At 44.3% G+C, this 25,930-nt stretch carries 15 protein-coding genes; 6 read left to right on the forward strand and 9 right to left on the reverse strand.

Features of this window, described 5'->3' with window-relative positions; translation table 11 throughout:
• Positions 1-16 precede the first annotated feature (16 nt).
• A complete protein-coding gene (locus GX089_05395; GenBank protein ID NLP01908.1) occupies positions 17-715 on the forward strand; it encodes a hypothetical protein in 699 nt (232 codons plus the stop codon).
• Between the two features lie 78 nt (positions 716-793).
• On the opposite strand, the gene GX089_05400 is transcribed toward GX089_05395, so the two are convergent.
• Genes GX089_05400 through GX089_05420 form a run of 5 tightly spaced genes read right to left on the reverse strand, consistent with a single transcriptional unit; the run spans position 794 to position 6,326 of the window.
• Complete coding sequence (locus GX089_05400) at positions 794-1,576, reverse strand: ABC transporter ATP-binding protein (protein NLP01909.1); 783 nt, start codon at positions 1,574-1,576, stop codon at positions 794-796.
• Positions 1,566-2,591 (reverse strand): ABC transporter ATP-binding protein, encoded by a 1,026-nt coding sequence (locus GX089_05405; GenBank protein NLP01910.1) that lies wholly within the window; start codon positions 2,589-2,591, stop codon positions 1,566-1,568. The genes GX089_05400 and GX089_05405 overlap by 11 nt, the downstream gene beginning before the upstream one ends.
• A gap of 12 nt (positions 2,592-2,603) precedes the next feature.
• Entirely contained in the window at positions 2,604-3,443 is an 840-nt protein-coding gene (locus tag GX089_05410; GenBank protein NLP01911.1) for an ABC transporter permease, read from the reverse strand.
• A gap of 1 nt (position 3,444) precedes the next feature.
• Positions 3,445-4,512, reverse strand: a complete 1,068-nt coding sequence (locus tag GX089_05415) for an ABC transporter permease (GenBank protein ID NLP01912.1) — start codon at positions 4,510-4,512, stop codon at positions 3,445-3,447.
• 8 nt (positions 4,513-4,520) lie between these two features.
• The gene (locus GX089_05420; GenBank protein NLP01913.1) at positions 4,521-6,326 is read right to left on the reverse strand and encodes an ABC transporter substrate-binding protein; all 1,806 of its coding nucleotides are present in this window, start codon (positions 6,324-6,326) and stop codon (positions 4,521-4,523) included.
• Positions 6,327-6,773: 447 nt separating this feature from the next.
• Between GX089_05420 and GX089_05425 the strand changes: the two genes are divergently transcribed.
• From GX089_05425 to GX089_05445, 5 genes are all read left to right on the forward strand, one after another.
• The gene (locus GX089_05425; GenBank protein NLP01914.1) at positions 6,774-9,152 is read left to right on the forward strand and encodes a hypothetical protein; all 2,379 of its coding nucleotides are present in this window, start codon (positions 6,774-6,776) and stop codon (positions 9,150-9,152) included.
• 34 nt (positions 9,153-9,186) lie between these two features.
• A complete protein-coding gene (locus tag GX089_05430) occupies positions 9,187-11,175 on the forward strand; it encodes a hypothetical protein (GenBank protein ID NLP01915.1) in 1,989 nt (662 codons plus the stop codon).
• A gap of 156 nt (positions 11,176-11,331) precedes the next feature.
• On the forward strand, positions 11,332-14,475 hold the full coding sequence (locus GX089_05435) for a carbohydrate-binding protein (protein NLP01916.1): 3,144 nt from the start codon (positions 11,332-11,334) through the stop codon (positions 14,473-14,475).
• A gap of 254 nt (positions 14,476-14,729) precedes the next feature.
• On the forward strand, positions 14,730-17,165 hold the full coding sequence (locus GX089_05440) for a glycosyl transferase (protein NLP01917.1): 2,436 nt from the start codon (positions 14,730-14,732) through the stop codon (positions 17,163-17,165).
• 76 nt (positions 17,166-17,241) lie between these two features.
• The gene (locus tag GX089_05445; protein ID NLP01918.1) at positions 17,242-19,650 is read left to right on the forward strand and encodes a glycosyl transferase; all 2,409 of its coding nucleotides are present in this window, start codon (positions 17,242-17,244) and stop codon (positions 19,648-19,650) included.
• 76 nt (positions 19,651-19,726) lie between these two features.
• On the opposite strand, the gene GX089_05450 is transcribed toward GX089_05445, so the two are convergent.
• The 4 genes from GX089_05450 to GX089_05465 form a co-directional block, all read right to left on the reverse strand.
• Complete coding sequence (locus GX089_05450) at positions 19,727-21,439, reverse strand: transporter substrate-binding domain-containing protein (GenBank protein ID NLP01919.1); 1,713 nt, start codon at positions 21,437-21,439, stop codon at positions 19,727-19,729.
• Between the two features lie 205 nt (positions 21,440-21,644).
• Entirely contained in the window at positions 21,645-22,541 is an 897-nt protein-coding gene (locus GX089_05455; protein ID NLP01920.1) for a hypothetical protein, read from the reverse strand.
• A 43-nt stretch (positions 22,542-22,584) separates the two neighbouring features.
• Positions 22,585-24,804 carry a hypothetical protein gene (locus tag GX089_05460; protein NLP01921.1) on the reverse strand — a complete coding sequence of 740 codons (2,220 nt, stop codon included), beginning with the start codon at positions 24,802-24,804 and terminating at the stop codon, positions 22,585-22,587.
• 423 nt (positions 24,805-25,227) lie between these two features.
• Positions 25,228-25,767 (reverse strand): AAA family ATPase, encoded by a 540-nt coding sequence (locus tag GX089_05465; protein ID NLP01922.1) that lies wholly within the window; start codon positions 25,765-25,767, stop codon positions 25,228-25,230.
• Positions 25,768-25,930 lie beyond the last annotated feature (163 nt).

The raw sequence follows: 25,930 nt of genomic DNA on the forward strand, positions 1-25,930 counted from the left end.
TTTGAGGAGAAGTAAAGTGACAGGTTACAGTATATCGAAATTTGTTGTCCAGGTGATGATCTCTGTTTTTTTTCTGACCTCAGGCATTGCTGCTCAGGAGACAGTTGATACAACTGCAGTAAAGGATTCCATGAATTTATCAGCCGGATCATCTGAAGCCGACACAGTTATCGCTTCCGGTGAGCAGGATGCTTCCCGGGATTCATCACTTGATGGGTCAGATGCGGAAGCAGGAGCATCCCTGGAGGCAAATGATTCCCAAACCGATGCAGCCTCTGTTGAACCGGAAAATAATGATACTTCTGCTTCACAGGTAAAGGCTGAACCGGAGAAAGAGGATAATCAATCCGGGCAGCAGAGTGGATCGTATTACGGTGGTGAAGCATACAGGGCTCAGAGCATGCAGAGAAGGACTGTTACGGTTGATGTGGAGAATGCTGCTGCCAGAAAAGAACTTTCAGCCGATTCTGTGAGGACTGCTTTAACAAAGCAGGCAGCTAAAACTGACGATATGGTAAAACCTGTTCCGCAAAAAGTATATGGAAAAAAGACTTTTGAATTCTCGAAACTGAAAAGATCCGAAAAAGTCTTCCTGTTTACCGCAGCATCATCGGCTGTCGCTGGAGGTGTCATCACAGCAATAATAGTGAATTCCCTGAGAAATGTAAAAAGCGACTGGGGAATTCCCGAACCACCTCCACCTCCGGGACATTGAAATTCAATAAAAAAACCGCCCAGGAGCAATTAAACCCTCTCCTGAGCGGTTCTTCCCAACACCGATTTTTTTCTGATATTACCTCTTGATCCACTCCTTGTGTATATCAGGGATATCATCCAGGAGCTGAACAGTGTGTTCACTCTTAGGTGACAGAGTTACATCGTCCGGCGGACCCTGCTCAACTATCTTTCCTTTGTACATGATGAAAAGACGGTCACTTACATAATAGGCCAGACCTATGTCATGTGTGATAAAGACGATGGTCATCCGGAGTTCCTCCTTGAGTTTCATCAGATAATCAAGGATATTTGCTCTCACACAGGCATCCACCATACTTGTAGGTTCATCAGCAATAAGAACCTTCGGTTTGAGTATGAAAATCCTTGCCAGAAGCATACGCTGCATCTGTCCACCTGAAAGCTCAAACGGATATTTTCCTTCGATCTCAGGTGGTTTGATATTCACAGCCAGAAGGGCCTGATCGACTCTGTCCTCCATCTCCTTGTCGGATGGCTTCTTTTCCAGAATTCCGAAAGATGCCTTCAGTTGAGAGCGGATTGTAAAGAATTGATTGAAACAACTGAAAGGATCCTGAAATACAGGCTGCACTTCCCTCCAGTGCTTCCGCTGATTCACAATCTGCTGACCATTGTAGAGGAATTCACCTGAGGCAGGATGTATAAGTCCGAGCATAATTTTGGCCAGAACACTTTTTCCGCAGCCAGAACTGCCAACAAGAGAAACTATCTCCTCATCCGCAATTGTAAAACTGACATCATCCACAGCTTTGACCATCTTTTTTCCATGGCCAAAAGTACAGGTAATGTTTTTCGCCGTAAAAATATCCTTATTCTGCATAGTCGCACCTCACCTGTCTATCACCCACGATGCGTATTTCCTGCTTGTTGACATGACACTCTTTCCGGGCGACAGGACAGCGCTCTGCAAAGCGGCAACCGGCAATCGGTTTAGCCAGATTCGGTGGCGCTCCTTCTATTGCGACCGGTTTTTTCTGTTTTTGACCAGGCTCAGCACTGAGCATCGCGCCCATCAGTGCCCTGGTGTAAGGATGGCGCGGATCAAAGATAATCTGCTCTGTCGTACCGACCTCAACAAACTCACCCGCATACATGATCGCGATTCTGTCAGAAACATGACGCAGAAGGGGCAATTCGTGAGTGATAAAGATCATGCTGGAGAAGATCTCTTTATCAAGCAGGTCAAATATCATTTTGATCACTGCTTTCTGAGTGGTCACATCAAGTGCCGATGTCGGTTCATCAGCAATAACCATCTGTGGATTCAGAAGGGTTGAAATCGCGATGACAGATCTCTGACGCATTCCTGCAGTGATCTGAATCGGATAAGAATTAAGAATCGATTCATCCATCCCGATCAGGCGAAAGCGCTCCTTGAGGCGATCATAGATCTCCTTTTTATTGGAACCCATCTCATGGCTTTCGATCATGTCTGCGGCAAAGTCTTTTATTTTGCGGGTAGGATTGAGAGAGTTAAATGCACCCTGAGGGATCATGGTGATTTTTCTTCCCAGTACGTTTCTTCTGATATCACTGGGAGTACGTCCCATCAGTGATTCGCCTGCTACCCTTACATCACCGCTGGTGGGATTGAGGGGAGGGATAAAAAGACCCATGCATCCGTTTACCAGAGTCGATTTTCCGCATCCTGATTCACCAGCCACACCCAGAATCTCACCTTTTTGCATGGAAAAAGAAACTCCGGACACAGCCGGTATCTTATCTCCAAAGCGGGTGAGATAATGCAAATGAAGATCCTCAACCTCGAAAATGGGCGTAGACTTACTTTCCTGTGCTATTTGCGATTCGCTGGTCCTGCTTTGAACATCTAACATATTACTAATCTCCTATTTGCGCAGGCGGGGGTTGAAGACACCTTCCATCGATGTATTGATTACATACAAAGCGAAGGCAATAATCGTTACCAGAACCATCGCCGGTATAAAAGCCCACCACGCTCCATCAGTAAGAGCTTCATTGCGCATGGCCTGATTTAAAATGGTGCCCAGTGATACGGTGTCAAACGGACCCAGGCCGATCATGCTGATTGCTGCCTCGGAAAGAATTCCGGAAGCGGTCTGCATGATAAAAACCATGAAAACATAGGACAGAAGATAGGGAAGAATATGCATGGAGACGATTTTAAATGTTCCGGCGCCATTTACCTTTGCCAGAGAGATGTGGTCACGGCTCTTAAGGCTCGATGCCTGTGCGCGGACCGCACGAGCACTCCAGGTCCAGGTAGTCAGTCCGATAAGCAATGCTATCAGAGACAACGAACGCCCCTCTTCCATACTGCTGCTGACAAGAATTAAAACCACAAACTGAGGAATAACAATGAAAAGGTTTGTGACCATGTTTATAATATCATCAACCAGACCGCCTTTAAACCCGGCATAAACCCCAAGAAATGTACCTGTAATTGTAGCGATAATTCCTGCAAGAAATCCAACGTACAGAGATGACTGGAGTCCCTTGACAAGAAGAGACAGCATGTCGATGCCCATATGATCTGTGCCGAAAATACGTTCACCGGATGGTGGCATATAAGGTCCACCAACTCTGATGTTGGTATTGATGTCGAATATCATGGGAAAAAACAACGCAATAAAGATAGTGACAAGAAATAAACCTGTGCCTATTAAGAAGGCAGGTGTTTTCAATAGATTCATCAATAACTTCATAATCTTATTTTCCCCCCAATCCTGCTTTGACACGTGGATCAAGGAAACCGATCAGAATATCCACAGTAAAATTGGCAATCAACACACAAATCGTAATCAGCAGTGTACATCCCTGAATAAGTGGGTAGTCATTTCCCTGAATCGCTGTAAGCACAGCCATTCCTAAACCGGGGTAGGAAAAGATCATTTCAGTTATGAGTGCACCGCCAACCATCGTTCCCAGAGTCAAAGCCAGCCCGGTAAGCTGCGGCAGCATGGCATTGCGGAACATGTAGAAGAGAATCTTATTCTCTTTCATGCCCAGCCATTTTGCGTATTTTATGTAATCGGTTCCTAATTCGTAAATTGACATCGAGCGCATCCCGATTGCCTGGCCTCCAGCTGAGATCAGGAAAATGGAGAGGAACGGAAGAACGTAGTGATATGCCGCACTGGAGAAAAATTTCCAGCTGAAGCTTGGTATTATGTCTCCGGCATAGCCCCCGATTGCAGGAAAAATGGGCCAGACGATTCCGAAGAGATAAACCAGGATCATTCCAAAGGCAAAAAATGGTATCGCACTGGAAAGCAGAGCAGCAGGGAAAAGCGCTTTGTCGAAAATTCCCCTGCGATAAGCTGCCAGAGCTCCCAGAACATTACCGATTATCCATCCAAATATAATGGTAGGGATCTGAAGAGCGAGAGTCCAGGGAAGTGCATCACTGATGATTTCAGTAACCTTCTTGGGATAATTCAGAAATGAAGTCCCAAGATCTCCCCTCATGCTCATGCTGATATAGTTTATGAACTGCTTAAGTTTTGAGGTACGTACAGGTTTACCGGAAGCATCACGAATGATGCTTCCGCTTTTATCAACTTCAACAAGTCCGAATTCTTTAAGGTATGACTCTTCTTTTTCCTTTGCTGCTTCGGTATCCAAACCCGCTCCCACCTTGGCCATAATAATATCCACCGGGTTACTGGTGCCGAGCCTGGGGAGAAAGAAGTTGATGGTTACTGCAGCAAGGAAGGTAATGAAATACCATACCGCCCTGCTTGAAATGTATTTAAGAGTTGGATATCGCTTCAGCATGAATACTCCTATTTCGCAGTGGGTTCAATTTCCCAGAGTGCCTTGGTCCCGACACCGAAGCAGGGAATCTGCGGGGGTGTGTAAGGATTCTGTTCATTCGGGAAATTTGTCCAGCTTTTTACACTGAATTCATAGAACTGTTCAGGTCTGTAAACCAGCGGAAGGCTTGGTTGATCCTGCATGAAAATAACATTCAGTTCCTGATATGCGGCAACTTTCTGTTCCTGTTCAGTCAGTGTAGGAATCACTCTCAGCAAGCTGTCCACTTTCGGATTATATTCCTTGGTACCAGGCTGATTGTAGCGACCCTGGTTCTCATTCATCTTTTCTCCGGCGGGCTTCCAGTTTCTCGATGACATCACAGATTCAAAGCGAGCCCAGGGCTGAGAGGGAGTGACATTTACTGACGGGGCGTGGAGCAGAAGATCCCATTCGGCTGTCGGCATGCTGTTGAAGTAAACAGATGCATCCACAAAACCTTCCCGGACATCAATTCCGGCAGCCCTCATCCCCTTGACAGCGATCTGAACCATAGATTCCCAGTCGGTCCATCCTGCAGGTGACCTGATAAGCAGAGTAGGAATTTTCTTACCCTTGGGATCGAGCATGTAATCCAACTGCCCATCAGCCTTGAAAACCGATTTGTATCCTGCATCCACAAGGATCTTCTTTGCCGTCTCAGGGTCATATTTGCATCCGTACTTTTCTGTATCATCTTTTGAGAAATAGGGTTCCTCGGTTCCAAATGGGAGAATAAGACCGGGTTTGAGATCAAGACTGTACTGAGAAAAAGCAAGATCTTTGACATCAGCATAGTTTATGGCATGTGCCATGGCCTTGCGGAAATTCTTGTCTGAAAGAGGAGCCTTGGTGTGGTTAACCATCAGCATAACCATCGCAGCAGGAACAAAATAGGGTTCCTTTGAGTACCAGGTACGAACACCGTTTTTCTCTTTCTGCCAGATACGGGGGATAAATGTAGAGGAGATATCAAGATTCCCCTGCTGCAGAGAGATGCTGAAATGATCATTGCTTTTATAAATCGGGTGAATGATGTACTGAGGTTTTGGGAGCTTACCATCATGAAGAACAGTTCCCCAGTAATCATCGCGCCGCTTTAAAACGATCTTCTCAGCGGAATAGCTGTCCAGCGTATATGGTCCTGAGACAACCGGGTTTTTATCCATTTTGTCTTTCTGAACTGCTGAGAGGTCTCCAAGCGAATCGAGCATCGGCTGAAGAACGTGTTTGGGTATAATGCGGACAGCCTGGAAAAAGTCCAGAACTACAAGAGGATTGTTTCTTTCCTTATTAATAGTGAAATTGATCCTCTCCGCTTTTCCACCCTCAATTTCCACATTATCCACTGTGATGTTTGAGATATGATTCCATACATAGGCGGTAGGAGCTCCTGGATACTTCTTTCCTACTTCATAGGTGAATACTACATCTTCGGCTGTAAGAGGTTTCCCATCGCTCCAGCGAGCGCGTGAATCCAGAACCGCAGAGATCACATCCGGGGTTTTCTCATAAGAGCGTGCCAGGAGAGGTTCTATGTCACCAGTCAGAGAATTGAAATTCATCAGTGGTTCATACATCAGATTGTAGTTGCCGCCAACAGGAAATGCAGGCCAGTCGTTAAGGGGGTTGAATGTGTTTGGATCTCCCCACTGGAACCCGGCTATATAAAGGGTCTTACTGCGGGGGAAACCGGTTTCTCCTTCATTTTTCTGGCCGGATTGGCAGGACAAAAGACCGCAGAAAACTGCGCTGGCGAGCAAAACTTTAAATGGCAGTAAGCTCTTCAGATTCATTCTCCACCCTTTCTGTTGTTTCAGGTAATAAAAGGACTTCTCGGCTGATACTTGTCGAAACTTTGTAGCATGAATATATTTAATCGATTGATATTTAGCAAAACATTTTGTTGGTGCTGAATTAACAGGACTTATATATCTGAATACTAAAAATAGGTATACTCCCGGTGTCTGGCAAGGAAGATAAAGGATGCCTGATGGAGAAAAAAATTCATGGATACAGGATATAACGTTAATTATATTAGGCAATATTAAAGAACTCTGTTTACCTGAAATTTATTTCCAGGAATCTGCCATAACCAGGAATCTGCCATAAATAGCATTAAAAGACTTGTGGCACTAATGAGGTGTGAAATTTCACCTGCATGAACTAATGTGAATATATTTTCCACTATTAAAGGGAACAAACAATTGCACATACTACACACGACTCTCAAGGAGGGTTGGTTGATAAGTACCAGAAAAATTCGCAGCTTTATTCTTCTGCTCTCTGCAGCAGGATTTGTGATGTCTACCAATGCCCAGGGTTCTACAGAGCCCGATTCATCGGCATTAAAAGAGATGTTGGATTCGCTAGGATTGTCTGAAAATGATCTTGAAGCGAAGGTAAGATCTACGCTGATGTTTGGAGGTTCCATGCCGGTTTCTTTTTCCGGTGAGGGAAGAATTAAGTTCCAGTACCATCAGTTGCTCGAAAATCCCCTGTTTATGGAACAGGACCGGTCCTATGTTCAGTCTAACTGGGAAGGTAATGAGTCGTTTTTGCGTTTTGGGATGGTTGCCAGGGCAGGCCGCAATACAGTGCTGTGGTCAAAAATCGGCTTTCAGCATACACTTCCCGGAAATCATATAAATAAAAAGGAAGTTGGAGACACAATCCCGCCGACCAGGCATGATAAGACTGGTGAAGCAGCCATTATACATGAAGATATGAGTGCGGGATTAGCAATCCGCACGGTGCCGGTTTCTTTCTGGTTGAAACTGGGAGCGGTTCACTGGGTCGAGGCATCTCCTCTTACAATCTGGAAAGCACAGCCCAGAATGTTTGCGTGGGAGTATCTGCCTTACGAGATAGAGCAGCCTATCGCCCGTTACTATGAGTACAACATTGCTAAAGGTGAGAGGATAGGGCGTGCCGCCTGGAATAAAAAGGCTTTCCAGGGGATAAATCTGGAGAGCATCAATCTTCCGGGGAATCTTTATTTCAACCTCTTATATAGTACCTATGAGCGATATGATAATTTCGAGCGTGAATATGTCGATTTTACAAATGACCTTGCATTGGCAGATGTTAACGGTCTTGTTAAGGGTAAAGGAATCGGAGACACCTACAGGCATCTTTTCCATAGCCGTCTGGCAGCGATTGAAGCTCTTGGAAGGTTGACTCCCGGGCTTAATTTCATGGCATATCTCTATGATGATGAAATATTCAAGAACAATCTCTTCCGGGGTGTGTTTGGCTACAGCGAAACTGTTGCAGGGAGAAAAGCCTTTATCAAAGAGCCCATTATTGGATCAATAGACCTGAAGGGCCCCATTACGGACAATCTCAGTATTCATGCAGATGTGGCGATGAGTTTTATCGACACGTTGTGGCGTACAGCGGATTCTGCTGGTTCAAAGGTCGTTGTGAATGAAACGCACAAATGGGGTCTTTTCAATCCTGCCTTTTACACCAGGCTGGAAAGCAAATATCTGCTTCCCATCAATCTTGACCTGGCTGTGATCGGCAAAGATTTTTACTCACCGCTCTCTTTTGCGACACCTGTGGATGCGTTCTTTCCCTTTGGAGCAAACCTGTTTGGGCCGGGTAAATTTATCGGACGTGGAGAAGCTTCTCCCTATACTAAAAATATGGCTGGGTTTAACCTTCAGGTGGCTCCATCATTAAAAGGTTACGGGCATTTGAAGATTACCTGGGGACAGCATTTCCAATTGGAATCTTCACGTGATCTGATCTATTTCCCGTACCGTCTGAACGGGCAGGATCTGTTCAGTCTCTTCCATTCCTCTTATAACCGCTGGGGAAATGATCCTATAGATATTTCTCTGTTTAATGACTCCAAATATAGATATAAGAGAAGGTTGGGAGATGAATCTTTCAAGTCAAATCGTGATAGATTACCGGTTGGTTTTGAGGGTGGAGGACTGCGTTCTGACTATCTTGGGATGTACGAAGGGTTTGTGCCTTATGAAAACATCGATCAGGCTAAAGCAAACCTCAGTTTGAGTGGAAAGAGTAATGTTTTTTATGAAGGTAACAACAAAAACAGCAACAAAGGTGATAGTGCCTATATTTATGCCCCGGCGGGTGGCGATACTGTATACAGTGCTAATGCATTTGTGCCTCAACATCAAAAGTTCACCTTTAATTTTGATATAGACTGGGCCTATGACTTTGGACCACTGCTTGGTTACCCGCGGGAGATCTTTTTCGGCATTTACTATGCGTTAAACGGTGTCTCCACCTCATTTATGCCCCTGGCTTTTTCCGACAAGCCCAAAGATATGTTGCTTTGGGGAACCTATCTGAGGATGGAGCCGGCCATAGCAATTACTTCCAAGTTTTACATTCTTGGTTTATTAGGTTATGAAAACTGGAGATCACAGAAAGCGTATACTGCCAATGTGGTTAATGTATCGTCCGTTGAACACAAGCCCATCGATTACAGGGATTTCGCTGTGGGGCTCGGTTTTGACTGGGATATGCTCGCCAGAGTCGGGTTGCACGGAAGAGTAAAGTATATGCAGCATAAGGATGTTAATATTCCTGAAAACGATTACAAAACGCCAGTTATTTCAACTGAAATAAAGATGTGGTTCTGACAAATAACAGTCACTGTTCATAAAAGGAGTATCAATGCTCAGAAGAATCGTTGCACTAATAAGCGTGGGACTTATTTCCGGAGTCTATGCTGATCAGGGGAAACTGGATCAGATACAGAAAACCCTCGAGAGCATAATGGCTAAGGCAGGTATCTCGATTGGCGGCGAGTTCAGGTCTCAATACCTGGGAGCCAAGATCAGTGGAGACAGCTTGGATCAATCCAAGAGGACAAGAGAGACAAATGAGTTCACATCAGTGGACTTTGATATCAAAGCCCGCCCGAACGAATATATTTCCGGGCGGATCGTTTTCAGGATGCATCAGAACTGGCAAAACTTCTTCTCTGATATCTCCAACCCCATCTTTTCAAGATGGATCAGTATAGACGGAAACCCGATGGATATGTTTCGTTTCAATATTGGTGATTTCAAAGAAAAGTATTCCCCCCTGACACTTTATTCACCGGATATTGATATTCTTTACGAACCCTATATTTTTGCCAGGCAGCGGGAAGTTGCTATGGACGAACTTTTTATAGGTAATAACTATCGTATTCTTCAGGGTATAAATTTTGGATTTGATGCAGAAGTAGAGCCCCTTTTCAATGAGTTTCATCTGGGATTGATTGGTGCGCGCCTTAGAAGTGCTGAAACAGATATTCAGAATGGAAGTAAGGTCACTGACATTTATGAACAGGTTTACAATGAAGACACTGCCATGACAAAGTACATGGTTGGAAGTAATCTGGATATGACTTTCCTTAAGGGAATTAACTTAGGTGGAACTTACCTTTTCACTTTCGATCATAAGGGAAGCCTGGCTTTTAACAAACCTTCTTACATTGCTCATTATGATACTGTTGCGAGGTTTAAACAGGAAAAACTTCATGTTATTTCTGTCCGTCCCGGTGTGGATATTGGAAAATTTATCGGCTCAGAGTCCCTGGGGCTTGGTGTAAAGGCGGAAATAGCTTTTTCTGTTGATGATTCGACGATGTTTGACTCTGTAGGTGTGGACACACTCGGAAAAGCTGTCAATGATTTCATAGACACAGTTACAACTGGTGTAGCATTGAATGCAGGTCTGGACTTCAGTTTTTCCGCCAGTGACATTTTTGGATTACGTGCAAATGTCTCTTACATGTCTAACGATGATGCTTTCAGGAATCCTCTGGCTCAGACACCTTCCTTTATCGGTCAGAGCATAATGAACAATGAGGTCACAAGAATCAGGGTGGACACCACCGGTGCAAAGGATACAGTACGTAATTACTCCACTTTCGATGCGCTATACAATACTGTATTCAAATTTACTACCAAAGATAACATTTTGTGGTCAAAGTCCCCATACATGAAAACCTCTTATTACCGCGGGATAATGAATAAGCAGGAGCTTGACGCTTTTGTCGATGGTTACTGTGATCCCACAGTGCAGTTGGTGCTTCCTCTGGGACCTGCAACACCCAATCGCTCCGGTATAAACGGTAATATTAAAGCTTCTCTTTTAAACAACGGGATTGAATTGAGTGGATTACTGGCATTGCTCAAAGAGAAGGAAGTATCAGTTGATATGCCAGGATTTGAAAAGACGAAATTTACTCAAATAGGTGGCGGACTGAAAATTGACTTCAGCAAGTTCCTCACTGTCTTCAAGTATACTACCGAGATTTCCGGCAGCTATGTTTCATCTGCTGCTGAAAATACAGGAATTGAAAACTTCGAAATCACTTCGAATCTTATCAATCTCGGTCTTAATTATCAATTCTGGAAAAGAGGCGCTCTGCTTCTTGGTATGCAGCTTATCCAGAACGAAGCAGTTCTTCTGGGGAATACAACAAAACAGGACCTGACCCACTGGTCTGCCGGTATCGAATGGAAAGTTGCCGACGGTGCATCGGTTGTAACCTCTATCGGGCAGATAATCGCCGATAATGATGACAACAGATGGCTGATCGGTACTGGCTCCGGGAGGGATGATTTCACGCAGACGCTTATGGATGTATTTTTAAGAGTAAAATTTTAACCTTGATCATCTGATCAAGAGATGGTCTGCTTGATTTTGAAAAGAGAAAATAGAAATTATTGTTCTTATCTGTATAAAAATTATCTGTGTGACAACATAGATGATTCAGAAAAAGAATCTTAACAGTTTGACAATAAAGCGGGAAACGGGAAAATTATGAATCGAAATCTTCGCCTTACAATTGCTGCAGTTGCATGCATGATGTTTAGCGCAAGTGCAGTATTCCCCGGCTGGCTTAAGTTCAAGCCTCTGAAAAAAGCCGAAGAAAAGAAAAGCGAGTCTTCCGTAGATCCTCGTATCATGTATCGCTTCTTCGATGAAGACTTTGTTTCCGGTGGGTATGCCTACTGGTATCCTGAAAACTCCAAGGTTTTTATTCCAGAGGAGTCGGGAAAAAACGGTGAAGTGGCAATCGAATTTGATCTGGATGAGAAGGATTATTCCGGTGGTTCTGTCTGCCTGTATAATCTTCTTTACGACTTGCGTCCGTTGTATGCTACAGGAGCGCTCCAGTTCTGGATCAAAGGGAATATGGGTGGAGAGATCGCCTGGGCTGCTCTTGTTGATGATGAAAATGCAGACGGGAAGAAAACTGTGGTCCGCTTGCCTCTTCAGAATTATGGAGGCATCTCTAAAGAATGGAAACTTATCTCCATTCCACTTTCCGCTTTCGGAAAAAGGGGAGTGTTCTGGGACGCAAAGAAGAGGGTGGAAGTGCCTGAAAGATTTCAGTGGGATGCTGTTTGTGAATTCCGCATTGAAATAAAGAAAAATGAAAATCCTGATTTCCGGGCCTGGGTTGATGACATCTTTATTCTCAGGGATGTATACGAACCGGTTGAGGAAAAAGAAGAGCAGTATTGGGATGAGCGGGAGGATATGATCGATTCTCCTCCGCTTGCCTCAAGACCCGAAGTAAAAGATGTACATAAGGTATTTATAGATGAAACACCCGGGGGCGGATTCGTTTATGTTTACGGAGGAAAAACCGCTTATAAGGTTATTTCGGGGGCATCAAAAGACAATAAGGGAATTCTGGCCTGTTATCTTGATAATGGAGATTATTCCGGAGTTACTCTTGCTTTGGGTAATGGAGCAAGTATCAATGTAGAGCCTCTGAAAAAAGCAAAAGCCGCAGGTCTTGCTTTCTGGGCAAAAGGAGCCCCGGGGGTTGATAAAATCTATGTTGGTATTCTCGATGATGAATCTGATGGGGCGAAAGTGCAGACAAAAGTAGCCCTGGGGGATTTTGGCTCATTGGATACTACATGGAAATATTTCATGATCCCTCTGCGCAGATTCCAGGATGTTGGAAAGTACTGGGATGATAATAAAAAGGCTGAAGTTGTTGGAGATGTCAAATGGAATCAGGTAAATGAAATCAGATTTTCCAACAACAAAGCCGAAAACAAGGTACCTGAAGGGGAACCGGTAGCCTTGTATGTGGATCAGATCACTTTTATTGAAGAAATTCCGGGCTATATTGATCCTGAAGAGTATTGGGCTAATTTCGAGTCTGATGCTAAGGATATAATACTGCATGATTTCGAGGGTTCAGAAAGTCCCAACTGGGAAACCGCTAATGGCCCCAAATCGGAAATCAGTTATAAGCTTGTGAAGAGTGAGGCTAGAAATGGCGGAGAAAATGCTCTGGCTATTACCTTCAAGATGAATGACTGGTGTGATGCTGTATTCAACTATGAAACAAACAACAGTGCACCTGAACTCAGGGACTGGAGCAAGCACTGGGGTCTTAAATTTGAAATGTACACATCCAAACCCTATCAGGGTATCAATGTTCAGGTTAATGATGCCGGTAATGAGGTGTGGATCGCGAGTGCCGGATGCGGAAAAGGATGGCATGAGGTGCTTGTACCTTTCAAGGCTTTCTACAAATTTCCCTACTGGCAGCCGGAAGATGCTGAGCAGAACGGGAAATTTGATATGCAGGCAATAAGAACTATCGATTTCAAACCTTCCGGTGAAGGTACATCCGGAACTTTTCTGATCGATAATGTGAGGCTGACAAATGAGAGGACTGCCTACGAAGCGCCTGTGGCCGAAAAGATAACTGTCAAGATTACCGGTGACATGGGTAAAGTTGTTACACCTGCAATAAATGACGGTATTTTCGGCATAAACGCGGCTCTGTGGGATGGCGATCTTCTCAAGCCCCAGACGGTGGATTATGTTAAAGCTGTCAACCATGCGGTACTTCGTTACCCGGGTGGTCTGAGAGCTGATGAGGACCACTGGAAAGAGGTCCTTGCAAAGAAAGACTGGATGGTTGACACCGATGAATTCCTGGAATTCTGTAAGCAGACAAATACAACTCCCATGATTACCGTTAACTTCGGTACAGGTACTGCAGAAGAAGCTGCCGAATGGGTAAAACATGTAAATGTGACCAAAAAGGCAAATGTAAAATACTGGGAGGTAGGTAACGAGCTTTATGGAGACTGGCACGCTAACCACTGTACTGCTGAAGAGTATGGTAAGAGGGCTGCTGAATTCATAAAGAAGATGAAAGAAGTGGATCCTTCGATTCTGGTGACTGTGGTCTGGGTCCTTGAAGGTGAATGGAATAAAGTGGTATTCGAGAACACCAAAGATCTGGCTGACGGAGTGAATGTACACCATTATCCTCAGCATGCTGGTGAAGAAAATGATGCTGCGTTGCTGGCAGCCCCGCAGACTCTCAAATCAATTCTTCCTGGTGTACGGAAGCAGACGGAGGAATATGGGGTTCCGGGAAAGAAGTATGAGATCTGGCTCACAGAGTGGAACTCTGTTGATTTCAAACCAGGACCTCAGACACTGGGTATTGTAAACGCTATGTTTGTCGCGGATTACCTTGGAGAACTGGCTGTTCAGAATATAGAGCAGGCATCTTACTGGGATATCCATAACGACATTACAGAGCAGGGTGGTGACTACGGATATCTATCCAGAACCGGTGCGCCGGATGGGGACAATGTGCCGCGTCCTTCATACTTTGCTTTTAAAATGGCAAGCGAAGCTCTTCGCGGAAAGTTACTGGAGACAGAATCCGAAAATGATAATGTGTCGACTTATCTGACCGAAAACAATGGAAAGAAAGCCCTGATGGTTATCAATAAGATGCCTAAGACGAAAGCTGTGATCGATCTGAATATACCCGGTTTCAGTGGAAAAGCCACATTGAAGCAGTTGCGTTCAGATAACATGAAAAATGGTTACAGTTCAGAAACCATCGATGTCGCTGAGGGTGGTGAGATTACCCTGCCTGCATGGTCTGTGACGACGATTACAATCCAGTAATCTTGAAAAGTATCGAAAGAAAAGCTTCCGGTCCTGTAGATCGGGAGCTTTTCTTTTTGACAGATAAAGAAGCGAAAGGACACTCTAACCTTTTGCAGGTGTATGGGTATAATAATTGACCTCTGGAGGAGGAAAAAGCTGTACTGGATTGGGTACAAATTCATCGAAGCTGTAACTTCAAATTCATATATATATATATATGGCGTAACCTATTTTGTAATATTGTTCGAAAACTGGTGATTATTGGAGGATAAATGAAATTCGGATTTTTTGATGACGAGAAGCGGGAGTATGTAATCACTACACCCCAGACACCTTACCCCTGGATCAATTACCTGGGAGTTTCAGATTTCTTCTCTCTTATTTCCAATACCGCCGGAGGATATTGCTTCTATAAGGATGCAAGACTGAGGAGAATACTCCGTTACAGGTACAACAATATCCCCATTGACAATGGAGGGAGATATTTTTATATCCGGGAGAACGATGATTTCTGGTCTCCGGGATGGAAACCCGTAAAGAAGGGGTTGACAGATTATCAGTGCCGTCACGGAATGGGTTATACCATAATAAAAGGCATGAGAAACGGGTTGTCGGCAGAAGTCCTTTACATGGTGCCGGTGGATGCCAATTGTGAGATTCACAAGGTAACTCTTACAAATACCACAAAAAAGGCAAAGAAGTTTACACTGTTTTCTTTTGTGGAATTCTGCCTCTGGAATGCTCTCGATGACATGACAAACTTCCAGCGGAATTTCAGCACAGGCGAGGTGGAAATCGATGGCTCAGTAATCTATCATAAGACGGAATACCGGGAGCGCAGGAACCATTTCGCTTTCTATACTGTAAACAGACAGATATCAGGTTTCGATACTGATCGTGAGGTTTTCCTGGGCAGGTACAATGGACTGGAAAATCCGGATGTGGTTATTGAGGGAAAGTCAAAAAACTCTGTGGCTGACGGATGGTCGCCTGTAGCATCTCACAGCATAAACATAACACTCAATCCTCAAGAGAGTGCTGAGCTGGTTTTTCTGCTCGGATATGTTGAGAACAAGGAAGATGAGAAATGGGAAGCTCCGGGCATTATCAACAAGAAAAATGCGAAGAGCTTGATGGAGAGATTTTCAACCAGTGCCGAAGTAAATAAAGCCTTTGATGATCTCAGGGTTTACTGGGATAATCTCTTATCAAGATACACATTGGAGAGCAAGGATGAAAAGCTCAATAGAATGGTCAATATCTGGAATCAGTATCAGTGCATAATCACTTTTAATATGTCAAGAAGTGCATCGTATTTTGAATCCGGTATCGGAAGAGGAATGGGGTTCCGTGATTCCAACCAGGATATCGCCGGTTTCGTGCATCAATTACCCGACGGTGCCCGTCAGAGAATAATCGACCTTGCATCGACTCAGTTTGAGGATGGCGGTGCATATCATCAGTATCAGCCTCTTACTAAAAAAGGAAACAACGAAATAGGCGGTAACTTCAATGATGATCCGCTGTGGCTGATCTATGCGACTGCAGCTTATTTGAAGGAGACCGGGGACTGGAAGATTCTCGAGACGAAGGTTCCTTATGACAACAATCCCGAAAAAACAGGTACTCTTCTTGACCACCTCACAAAGTCTTTCTATCATGTGGTCAATAACAGGGGACCTCACGGGCTGCCGCTGATCGGGAGAGCAGACTGGAACGACTGTCTCAACCTGAACTGTTTTTCAAGCACACCGGATGAATCGTTTCAGACCTGTACAAACAAGGATGGTAAAAGGGCTGAGTCGGTATTTATAGCCGGAATGTTTACAGGGATCGGAAAAGAGTATGCTAAGATTCTAAGGCACCTGGGAAAAGAGGAAGAGGCTATACAGGCTGAAAAATATATAGCCGAGATGAAAGGTGTTGTGGAAGAGCAGGGATGGGATGGTGAGTGGTTTTTGCGGGCATACGATGATTCCGGAAATAAAGTGGGAAGCAAAGATAACCCTGAAGGAAAGATCTTCATCGAGCCTCAAGGGTATTGTATTATGGGCGGTATCGGGCTTGAGGACGGTAAGGCTAAAAAAGCGCTGGAATCCTCACGCAAATATCTCGATACCCGTCACGGGCTGGTGCTTGTCAATCCTCCATTCTCAAGGTATTATTTAAATCTCGGAGAGATTTCATCGTACCCTCCCGGGTACAAGGAAAATGCAGGAATATTCTGTCACAACAATCCCTGGATAATAATTGCGGAAGCGATAATGGGTGAGGGTGATTATGCTTTTGACCACTACCGGAAGATTGCTCCTGCGTACAGGGAAGAGATCAGTGATGTGCACAGGATGGAGCCCTATGTGTATTCACAGATGATAGCAGGAAAGGATGCCGGGAGGCACGGGGAAGCAAAGAATTCCTGGCTTACAGGTACAGCAGCCTGGAATTTCGTGGCTGTTTCCCAGTGGATCCTTGGGATACGTCCGGATTACGATGGGCTTATAATTGATCCCTGTATCCCATCAGACTGGAATGGATTTACGGTTACAAGGAAGTTCCGGGGTGCAACTTACAGGATTACCGTCAAGAATCCATCACATGTGAATAAAGGAATAAAGTCTCTTGTTGTTGATGGTGCGGCTGTGGAAGGAAATCTTGTCAAAGCTTTCACTGATGGTGGTGAACATAAAGTGGAAGCGGTGATGGGGTAAGGTTTTCTGACAGGTGTTAATGCAAACAGTAATTAAACCCTAATGAATTCCATTTGTTGAGTTTGAAAGGATGGCTATGCAATACGGTTACTTTGATGATTCTGCCAGGGAATATGTAATCACAAATCCCAAAACTCCGGTAAAATGGATTAACTATATCGGTACATTGAGCTTCGGTGGATTTGTGGATCATACCGGAGGCGCTTTGATCTGCAAAGGCGATCCGTCACTGAACCGAATTGTGAAATATATCCAGCAGATGCCCTCGTCGGAATTCAAGGGTGAAACTCTGTATGTACGAGTCAAGCGTAATGGTAAATATAAGGTTTTTTCTCCGTTTTTTGTTCCTACACTGGATAAATACGACAGGTATGAATGCCATGTGGGGATGGGATACTCAAGGATTATCTCGGTGTTCTATGGTGTAAGAACAGAGTGCACCATATTTGTTCCTGTCAATGAACAGGTCGAGATCAGGGATATAGTAATTACAAATATCTCTTCTGAACCCCAGGAGATAGATGTTATTCCGGTTATTGAATATACTCATTTCGATGCTGTGAAGCAGTTTACCAATGCTGACTGGGTTCCACAGACCATGGTTTCCAGATGCCACACAGATCAGCAGAATACCAGGGTTCTTATCCAGTATCCTTTCATGTGCAGGGATTTCAAAGTCAACTATTTCACTTCCAATTATCCGGTATCCTCCTTTGAATCCGACAGGAAGCGCTTTCTGGGTGAAAACGAGTACGGAACCTGGGCTCATCCTCTTGCACTTGACAAAGATGAACTGGGCAATTATGAGGCAAACAGGGGTGACAACATTGCAGCTCTGTTGCATCATCTTGGAGTAATCGCTCCCGGTGGAGTAAAGAGGATAATAACTCAGCTTGGACAGGAGGAGAGCCTGCAGAAAGCTACTCCGCAGATAGAGCGTTTCAGAAAGAGTGAGGAAGTAGACAAAGCTTTTAAAGAGCTGTCGGAATTCTGGAGCCGCTATCTCTCTTTCATGCATGTAAAGACACCGGATTCCTGTTTAAACAGCATGCTTAATGTTCATAATCCAAGGCAGTGTTTCATTACCTACAACTGGTCAAGATACCTTTCCTATTACCAACTGGGCCTTGGAACGCGCGGATTGGGATTCCGGGACAGTTCGCAGGATGTCATGGGGGTGGTCGATAGAATACCCGAAGAGGGAAAGAAGCTTATCGTGAAGCTCCTTTCGGTTCAGAAACGGGATGGTTCGGCAATGCACCAGTTCAATCCGCTCAGTATGGAGGGCTCGATGGGGGATCTTACCGAGATGCCCGACCGCCCACAGTACTATGGTGATGATCACCTGTGGATAGTGCTTGCTGTTACAGCTTATATCAAAGAAACCGGAAACAGGGATTTTCTTTCTGAACAGATACCTTTTTATGATAAAGAAAAAGGAAAAGCCATTGAAAGCGCGACAGTTATGGAACATCTGCGTCGTGCGCTCAGTTTCACTAAAAACAACACAGGAAAGCATGGACTGCCGCTTCTGGGATTTGCGGACTGGAACGACTGCGTAAATCTTCCCAAAGGGGCAGAGTCGATCTTTAATGCCTGCCTTTACGGTAAAGCTCTTCAGGAAATGATTGAACTGGCTGATTTTCTGGGAGAAGAGAAATTGGTCAATGAGTACAAGACCGATTATGAGATGATGAAAACCAGGTTTAATGAATCAGCGTGGGACGGAGAGTGGTTTGTCAGGTATTTTGATCATGATGGGACACCTCTGGGTTCAAGCAAAAACGAACACGGGAAAATTTATCTTAACGGGCAGTCCTGGCCAGTAATTTCAGGGTTTGCTGCACCTGAGAAGGGGCGAATAGCGATGGATTCGGCCCGTAAAATGCTTAACACCAAAAACGGCTTGAAACTAAGCACCCCTGGTTTTAACGGATATGATCCCAGTAAGGGAGGGATCACTACTTATCCTCCGGGAGCAAAAGAAAACGGCGGGATTTTCCTGCACACTAATCCCTGGGTGATGATAGCTGAGACAATACTGGGAGATGGCGACAGGGCATTTGAGTATTACAACCAGATCAACCCTGCAAAGAAGAACGACATTATTGACGAATACGAATGTGAGCCCTATGTATACCCGCAGAATATCCTTGGCGATGAGCATCCGCAGTTCGGGCTGGGACGTAACAGTTGGCTCTCCGGCACTGCATCGTGGGTTTATCAGGCGGCAACCAAATACATTATGGGAGTTCAACCTCAGTACAACGGCCTGAAAATAGATCCCTGTATCCCCGGCTCCTGGGAAGAGTTTACGATTGAGAGACTGTTCAGGGGAACACGTTACAGGATCCACATTCATAACCCGAAACATGTGAAAAAAGGTGTGGCATCCGTCAAAGTTAACGGAGAACCCATCGAGGGTAATGTCATCCCGCTGTTTAAAGAGGGTGAAGAGGTCAAAGTAGAAGTGGTGATGGGGTAAGGGACACGCCCTCTCTTTCAAACAGAGAGGGACGGGTTGTCTTTTGTCAAACCAGATCAGATATTCAGGACTGTAATTAACAGGTCGAATCTGAACTAACCGTATCGGTTTCCTTTGGGTTAGTATCTTCCGTTATTATTCCGTTTGAAGACGGAAAGGTGATTCTGAAACTGGTTCCTGTTCCGGGGGAACTCTCTATTTCTATAGATCCGTTGTGATTTTCCACTGTACTGCTGACCATAGCCAGTCCAATTCCTGTTCCTTTGGCTCCCTTTGTGGTGAAAAAAGGCTGGAGACAGTTTTCTTTTACCTCTTTGTTCATTCCTGTACCATTGTCTTTCACAATGAGAAAAACCTTTTCACCATCTTTTCCGGCGATAATCTCAAGGTGTCCGCCTTTTGGCATTGCGTCTGCGGCATTAAGCACGAGATTGAGAATCATTTCATGAATATCGGACTTGATTCCGAATGTCTCGATGTCATCTTCAAGAGAGAGAGAGACTTTTATTTGTGTGTTGACACCGGGTCCTTTGAGTTTCGGTTCAGCAAGCTTTACAACATCATGGATGATCTCGTTTAAATTGATACGGGTTTTTATATCCGAGTTCCTTGCGGTATGATAAAATTCCTGCATCCTTTTCACTATTTCAGCACCGCTCATAGCCGCTTTATTGATCAGGGTTAGTTTTTCCCTGAGGTCATTATCCTCTTCAGTATCCCTGGTGTTCGAGAGCAGGATTTCTGAATAGCCGACAATCGGGACCAGTACATTATTGAAATCATGAGCAATGCCGCTTGCTAATTGACCAAGTACATGAAGTCTCTCTCTTTTAATTGCGGAATCACGGGCTTTTCGAAGTTCCTGCAATGCAATTGACAGTTCTCTGTTTTTATTATCGAGCAGTTCAGTTCGTTTCCTGACCTGCCATTTAAGCAGAAGGCTCATGGTAAAGGTGACAACAAGCAAACCGGAGATGATTATGAAACTCCAGAGTAAAAAGGCGGGAATGAATGTCTGGGGTTTTTCACTGAGCCAGTTTGCCAGGCTGCGATAATAGATGGAGTGAGGATCGTTCAAAAGGTCTGCGAGGTGTTTGTCAATGGTGCACAGAAGATCATTGTTCCGGCCTTTAGTTGAGGCGAAAAGGAGAGAGTTAGGGTTCAGGACAACAGGAGAAGGCACAATAGAGTGTTCTTTTTCCTTAAGATAACCATAAAACCTGTCGACAATCACAGCATCCGCATCACCGGATTTTACTTTCTCGATGCACATTTTGTAATCAGAAGAGAGAATCTGGTTTATTGATATGTCGAATCGTTTACTGATTTGTAAAAGCAATTCCTGCTGGATGGAGTTTTCCAGAACAGAAACAGTTTTACCGTCAAGATCCGATACCCTCTCGATTTCAAGACCTTTTTTTGTGTAAACCTGTACCCATGAGGGAAGAACTGTGATTTTGTTAAAATCAAAGAGCAAGCTTCTTGGGTCTGAATATCCCATATCGGGCATAATATCGATGCTGTCGTTCAGCAATCTCCTCAATCCATCATCCCAGTTGCCTTCGATATAGATGAGCTTCCATCCTTCAATTTTCGCAATGTGTTCTATTATGTCGATGAAAATGCCTTGTGGCTTGTTGTCTTTTCCCATTTCCACTTTGGGTGGGTTTTTATATATCCCTACCCGGACAGTGCGGCTTTCTGCACCTTCCGGCAAAGAGAACATAAAAGGGATAAAGAGGAAAACCAACAGAAAGGTGAGGTGTTTGAAGGGACCTTTTTTTTCCATGACATGACCCCTGGTGATATGAGAAATGATGATGAAGAATCGAAGCGTTTTTTGAGCTTATGGAAATATAGTACAATAATGGGAAAAATGTGGCAAGTAAATTAACGAGGGCGAATAATACAGGCGGAATTGGCAAAAAAAAGAGGGAAAATTTCACTTTAAAGAATGGCGGCTGCGGGAAGCAGCCGGGTTTACTGATTCCGGTTTATTTGCTGTTGGTATAAACGTAGGTCAAACCGGCTGAAAGAGTCTCTTTTAGACGGAAGTTTTTGTGAATGTCACGGTCATAAAATGCAGAAGCGGACAGACTGAACAGAAGATATTTTGCCACGGTCAATGACAAAGTGTTTTCGAATTTAACATGCGGGTATCTCCAGTCATTCTCCTGATCGGTTCCTTCGAATTCATCGGCTTTGGAGCTTATTAAGGCCTCGTAGATACGTAGTGAGCCTATGTAGTTGAGCCATTTGCCCTTGTTTGCCGCTGTAAAATCCATATTGAACTCCACGCCGCCATCATTTGTTACGTTGCGGGATCTTTTTCCGGTACCAGGATCGAGCTTGTGGCGGTCAACGAATTGACGTGCAGCAGCACCAAGACGTGTTGACCAGTTGATAACCTCGTTCTTTAACAGAGATCTGCTCACACCGGCTGATTCTGTGATATCAGCAGGGTTGAAATATCTGGTCAGCAGACTGTCACTACCATCGACGAACTGACTGATACCGCGGACACTGACAAAAGGATCAACCCATCCTCCAAGAGTGAAACGAAGAAGTTCTTCAAGATCGATCAGATCGCTTGATTTTTCGGGTGCTGACCACCTTTTTGTAGTTTTGTTCTGAACCTTGGTCTGACCGAACTGAAGCTTCAGGGTTGTTCTGCTGTTAATCTGTTCGGAAAACGGCTTTTCGGCTATCCCGAGAAACTGAGCAGCCCAGTTAAAGGAACCCGCCTCTCCTCCTGACCAGCTATCACTGTAGGAATTGAAAGCAGTGGTCAGGTTAGTGTTGATATTTAATTTCCACTCCTCAGCGACCGTTACTGAGAAAAGAGTGAAAACTGCCCATAAGCTTATAATAGCTCTCTTTAAAAACATCATTCCTCCTTTGGATTAGAAAATAAAAGCTTTGATTTTCATCAATTCAGTTCTTCTCGCTTGCTGTTTCAGTGATTGTGGGTACCCCCTTTTTCGTTCCAATCCTGCCGCCAGACCACTCGTTTATAAAGCCCAGATGATTCAGGGCTGCATAGGCGAGATAGAGCAGAAGGACCAGTACAAGAAGATTTGGCCAGGGGGACTTTTTCTGGGCAAAAGGATCGGAAAGATCACGGTGCGATCCAGGCGGAAGTGAAGCAACAGATGTCAGGGCTGTTCCAAACGGAACATTGATCAGAGCTTTTGCATTTACTGCCCATCCGCTTGCATCGAGGATCGGTCCCAGGTTTCGCTTACGTAGCTTTATATAAGCAAGTACAAGAGAAGGCCCTGAAATAAGCAAAAGAAGTCCTATAAAAGCGCCGATTACAGCCAGTGGACCCATCTTGATGATTCCGGCTACATACCCCATAACAGTGACGAGAAAGGTACCGATTGCTCCTGCTGCAACACCGATCGCAGCAACAATCCCGATGTCCAGTTTTTTGGGTGGCTGAGATGGTATCTTTGTTTTGTCGGCCATAGCCGTTAGCTCGGCGCTTTTTGCCATCTTATCAGATGATTGTGTTTCAGCAGCCATGGCACGTTTCGCAACCTGTGTTTCGATCATCTTGACAAACCCTTTGTAGGGGAGCCAGAATGCCTGCTTAAGGCTGATCGGGTTCTCGATTATCTTTACTACTGTCGCGTCCCAGTCATTTCCGTTCCGGTCGTAAAAAACACCGTTTCTTCCAGGCATCAGGTTTTCAGAATCACCATTGGTAAAAGCAGCCACAATGTTCATCTTTTCCGCTCCACCATGTCTGATGCATTCGCAGTACACAAGGTATGTTCCTGCCATGGCAGCCATGGTGCTGTGTTTGTTCATGTCATCGATTTTTATGCACAATCTGCAGGTACGCTGATCGAGAAAAAGAGTTCCAGCCATGAAGATAGCGGAGCCTTTCCTGCTGTAAAGCTCCCTGAAATTGACGAAATTATTGCAGAGGGAATAAATGTCACGATGAAAACGGACAAGTTTTTCAAGGTTCGACATGGAATCAAATACCGATCCCAGAGCTTTATCTTTTTCAATTAAGGCAAGAAGTTTTTCTTTTAGACTGCTGTCAGGGATTTCTTTTGTCTCTGCTGTTTTTCCAGAATCAAAAACATCTGTCGGTTTACGGCTCTGCCAGGAAAAAAACGGTGCAAGTTGTTCTAAAATCCGCAACCATTCGGTTTCTGTTAATTCCTCTTTTATACCCAGCAGTTTATCCACCGCCTGAGTCTTAAATGTTTTGAGGGCATCAGCCCAGGCCGGATTGATATTGTCCACAAGGGAGAGAGGTTTTTCAGGTTCAATAAGAGCAATCGGGAGCTTTGAGATATCTTCGCAATGGACAGAAAGGGAATCCCTGCTGCTGATCTGCTCAAATGGCTTTTCACCTCCATTAAGAGCGGCCTTTGCGCGTTCATCAAATACAGCTACTGCGCACCTGGCAAAATAATCCTCGATTTTATCCTTAACAGCCGCGACTGCACCAGCGGCTCCGGATGTCTCTTCACCCAGCACAAGGATAGATTTATCATTTTCCGGTTCACTTGCCCAGGCAAGATACTTTTCGGTCAGATTGAAAAACGTTTCAACTTTATCGGCATCTACTCCAGGCTTTCCCGATCGATCATCGACTGCTCCAGTATTATCAATGATGAGGTTTATGATTTTTTTTACAGCTTCCTCTTCTGATGCGTCAACTGTGATTATTCCATCACCATTGAAAGCATTCTTAGAGAGTTCCTGTCCAAGAGATTCAATATCCGCAACTGAAACAGGGTCAGATTCTTTTTTCCCGAGTGTGACAAGAGCGTTTTTAGCGGAGTCGTAAAGCTTGCATCCCTCTTCGGTATTTCTATTTATCTGATCGATGGTCAGGGTGCGGTTCTCCCCGATCAGATCGTCGGGATTGTTAAGCATTGAAACGACCCAGTTTACCGCTGTTATGAGCTCTGAGGCTCTGATTCTGCGGTCTTTGTCTGCATCGATAAGAGCCAGAGTTTTGGGATCAAAATGAATGTTATCTATTGGGCAGGCCAGGGCGACCCAGAGCTTTTGATCGAGATTTCCAAGTTCCTTGAGATCCTGTCCGGATTCCAGCTTGACCTGATCAAAGCCGCCGGCCCTGAAAAATCTCCATTTATAACCGTTGTTCCTGTTTTTTTTGGGCATACTTTACCTCATCGAAAAAATGCTTTAGATTAAAAAAACAATGTTCTAAAGACATTGTGGCAATTCAATGAAAATTGAGTAATTGCCAGTAGAAGCACAAAAATAGTTACTCTCGAAGTAAACTGAAAGGAAATAGTGTGTATATGAGAAATGATTTCATATTATTTACAAAGTCAGAATGGAGCCGGGGATTGGTAACGCGGTGGACACTTCGGTAATACTCAATGTAAAGTCCTGAAAACTCATGTTGAAGGTGCAAGGTGGCTTTAAAACTGACACTACAGGAGTGTTCAGGATGCTGAATTAACGATTAAAAGGCGATTAATGTGCTTCACAATGGAAAAGAATCGTATGTCAGATGATTTTCTTGATGATTCAGACTCTCTTGAGTACAGGGAGATTCATGAAGTACGATGGTTGAGGCTATTTCCCGGATTTTTTAAGAGTATACTCACAGATTTTTTGTTTTAATTCAATTTCGCACTCTTGAATAGATTTTCCCGCGGTGTCAATAATTATTCTGTCCTTTCGCCAGATATGGTACTCTCTGTTTTCAATGTCCTCCCAACCGGGAAGTTTAAGGTTTGTTATCTCTGGTTTCCTGAGTTCAGCACGCTTTTTATGTTCGTCTTTGTCGGAACAGATTACCTCAATGTTCACAAAATCACTGTTGCTCGATCTTGCAACATCTTCCCATTCATCCCTTGTTAAATTGACAGGATTACATGAGTCCGCAATAACATTAATATTAAGTTTTAAATTATCTTCAACAATCCTGTATGACAGCCTGTAGCCCTCTCCTTGAACATCGATTTTACACAAATCTCTTAACCCCTGCTCTATTGTGTCAATTCGTAAATATGCGGCTTTAAGTTTTCTTGCCAGAAACTTCGCAAGGGTAGATTTTCCTGAAGCGGGGAGCCCGGAGAATATGAAAAGAGTTGGTTTGTTGGGAGTATTCATTTTGGTAAAACTTGAGAAAAGATGAACATTACAGATCAAGGAAGTGTTGTGGAGATTTCATAAACTCCTGCAGCCTAACCTTAAACTATGATACGTTGAATATACACTTATGTAAGAGTAGATTCACCAATGTTTAATTCATTTTATTAAAACGATTGGATTA

Source organism: Fibrobacter sp. (assembly GCA_012523595.1).
Classification (GTDB): Bacteria; Fibrobacterota; Chitinivibrionia; order Chitinivibrionales; family Chitinispirillaceae; genus JAAYIG01.

Coding starts and splice junctions, on each gene's coding strand:
- GX089_05455 (NLP01920.1), bottom strand. CDS start 22,541: ATGATGTTTTTAAAGAGAGCTATTATAAGCTTATGGGCAGTTTTCACT.
- GX089_05405 (NLP01910.1), bottom strand. CDS start 2,591: ATGTTAGATGTTCAAAGCAGGACCAGCGAATCGCAAATAGCACAGGAA.
- GX089_05445 (NLP01918.1), top strand. CDS start 17,242: ATGCAATACGGTTACTTTGATGATTCTGCCAGGGAATATGTAATCACA.
- GX089_05420 (NLP01913.1), bottom strand. CDS start 6,326: ATGAATCTGAAGAGCTTACTGCCATTTAAAGTTTTGCTCGCCAGCGCA.
- GX089_05435 (NLP01916.1), top strand. CDS start 11,332: ATGAATCGAAATCTTCGCCTTACAATTGCTGCAGTTGCATGCATGATG.
- GX089_05440 (NLP01917.1), top strand. CDS start 14,730: ATGAAATTCGGATTTTTTGATGACGAGAAGCGGGAGTATGTAATCACT.
- GX089_05430 (NLP01915.1), top strand. CDS start 9,187: ATGCTCAGAAGAATCGTTGCACTAATAAGCGTGGGACTTATTTCCGGA.
- GX089_05400 (NLP01909.1), bottom strand. CDS start 1,576: ATGCAGAATAAGGATATTTTTACGGCGAAAAACATTACCTGTACTTTT.
- GX089_05415 (NLP01912.1), bottom strand. CDS start 4,512: ATGCTGAAGCGATATCCAACTCTTAAATACATTTCAAGCAGGGCGGTA.
- GX089_05460 (NLP01921.1), bottom strand. CDS start 24,804: ATGCCCAAAAAAAACAGGAACAACGGTTATAAATGGAGATTTTTCAGG.
- GX089_05450 (NLP01919.1), bottom strand. CDS start 21,439: ATGGAAAAAAAAGGTCCCTTCAAACACCTCACCTTTCTGTTGGTTTTC.
- GX089_05465 (NLP01922.1), bottom strand. CDS start 25,767: ATGAATACTCCCAACAAACCAACTCTTTTCATATTCTCCGGGCTCCCC.